Origin of the sequence: Streptomyces sp. NPDC059037 (assembly GCF_042740015.1) — a bacterium.
In the GTDB taxonomy this organism is placed as follows: Bacteria; Actinomycetota; Actinomycetes; order Streptomycetales; family Streptomycetaceae; genus Streptomyces.
The window spans coordinates 1-1529 of record NZ_JBHYIG010000179.1; the positions used below are offsets into that span (position 1 = coordinate 1).

Annotated in this window: 2 protein-coding genes; both read left to right on the top strand. The window is 69.2% G+C overall.

Annotation, left to right across the window (positions count from 1 at the left end; translation table 11 throughout):
* Positions 1–14: 14 nt before the first annotated feature.
* On the top strand, positions 15–800 hold the full coding sequence (locus tag ACFWY6_RS29920; RefSeq protein ID WP_384696766.1) for an electron transfer flavoprotein subunit beta/FixA family protein: 786 nt from the start codon (positions 15–17) through the stop codon (positions 798–800).
* A 57-nt stretch (positions 801–857) separates the two neighbouring features.
* On the top strand, positions 858–1529 hold a 672-nt coding region (locus tag ACFWY6_RS29925), incomplete at its 3' end, for an electron transfer flavoprotein subunit alpha/FixB family protein (protein WP_384696769.1).

The window sequence follows — 1529 nt, forward strand, 5'->3', positions numbered from 1 at the left end:
GTAGGAGAGCCGGCGTGAGCTTGAGGATCGTTGTCACCGTGAAGTACGTGCCCGACGCCACTGGCGACCGGCACTTCGCCGATGACTTGACCGTGGACCGGGACGATGTCGATGGTCTGCTGTCGGAGCTCGATGAGTACGCGGTGGAGCAGGCGCTGCAGATCGCGGACGAGGCGGACGAGGCGGAGATCACCGTGCTGACGGTGGGTCCGGAGGACGCGAAGGACGCGCTGCGCAAGGCGTTGTCGATGGGTGCGGACAAGGCGATCCATGTGGAGGACGAGGACCTGCACGGCAGTGACCTCATCGGTACGTCGCTGGTGCTGGCCCGGGCGATCGAGAAGGCCGGTTACGACCTGGTGATCTCCGGTATGGCCTCCACGGACGGCACGGCCGGTGTGGTGCCCGCGTTGCTGGCCGAGCGTCTGGGTGTGCCGCAGGTGACGCTGCTGTCCGAGGTGAAGGTCGCCGATGGTGTGGTGACGGGCCGCCGGGACGGCGACAGTGCCAGCGAGCAGCTTCAGGCGTCGTTGCCGGCGGTGGTGTCGGTGACCGACCAGTCGGGCGAGGCGCGCTACCCGTCGTTCAAGGGGATCATGGCGGCGAAGAAGAAGCCGGTGGAGTCCTGGGACCTGTCCGATCTGGACCTGGAGGCCGAGCAGGTGGGTCTGGAGGGCGCGTTCACGACGGTGGATGCCGCGACCGAGCGTCCGGCCCGCACGGCGGGCACGATCGTCAAGGACGAGGGCGAGGGCGGCAAGCAGCTGGCCGAGTTCCTCGCGGGCCAGAAGTTCATCTAAGCCCCCACATCACGCCGACCGCCCTACTTCTTCGTACGTGCAGGAGATTGAAGTCCCATGGCTGAAGTTCTCGTCTATGTCGACCACGTGGACGGTGCCGTCCGCAAGCCCACCCTGGAGCTTTTGACGCTGGCCCGCCGGATCGGCGAGCCGGTCGCGCTCGCGCTGGGCGCGGGTGCCGCCGAGACGGCCGCGGTGCTGGCCGAGCACGGCGCGGTGAAGGTTTTGACGGCCGATGCGCCGGAGTTCGCCGACTATCTGGTGGTGCCGAAGGTGGATGCGCTGCAGGCCGCCTACGCCGCCGTCTCGCCGGCCGCGGTGCTGGTGCCGTCCTCGGCGGAGGGCAAGGAGATCGCCGCGCGTCTGGCGGTGCGGATCAAGTCCGGCATCATCACCGACGCCGTGGATCTGGAGGCGGGTGAGGAGGGTCCGGTGGCCACGCAGGCCGCGTTCGCCGCCTCCTACTCCACCAGGTCCCGTGTCACCACCGGTACTCCGGTGATCACGGTCAAGCCCAACAGTGCGGCCGTGGAGGCGGCTCCGGCCGCGGGCGCGGTCGAGGCCCTGAGCGTGTCGTTCTCCGAGCAGGCCACCGGCACGAAGGTCGTTGCGCGCACGCCGCGTGAGTCGACGGGGCGTCCGGAGCTGACCGAGGCCGCGATCGTGGTCTCCGGTGGCCGTGGCGTCAACGGGGCGGAGAACTTCGCGATCATCGAGGCGCTGGCCGAC